General features: G+C 56.6%; 1 protein-coding gene. It reads left to right on the forward strand.

All coding sequences use genetic code 11. From position 1 onward, the window contains the following. On the forward strand, positions 1-339 hold a 339-nt coding region (locus tag QP363_RS12780), incomplete at both ends, for a hypothetical protein (RefSeq protein ID WP_284764763.1).

The following is a 339-nucleotide window of genomic DNA, read 5'->3' on the forward strand; positions in this document are numbered from 1 at the left end:
CACTGACTGGGGCAAGGATGAGGAAGAGCGTGACTTTGAGGTCACGGTCACCATCACCGACGAGGACGGCAACAAGGTTGCTGAGGACACCAAGGTCATTACGGTTCAGCGTGACACTGATGGTGACGGCGAGCCGGACGTTACGGACACCGATGATGATGGTGACGGTGCTACCGACGAGGAAGAGAAGGAAGCCGGTACCGATCCGAAGGGCCCGAACTCCAAGCCTTCCGAAGAGCAGCCTGGTGATAACCCGACTGAAGTTGATGATTCTGGTGTGAAGCCGGTTGATCCGACTGATGAGGAGCAGGACACTGGTATCAAGGTCACTAACCCGGA

Origin of the sequence: Corynebacterium sp. UMB6689 (assembly GCF_030215295.1) — a bacterium.
GTDB classification, from domain to species: domain Bacteria; phylum Actinomycetota; class Actinomycetes; order Mycobacteriales; family Mycobacteriaceae; genus Corynebacterium; species Corynebacterium aurimucosum.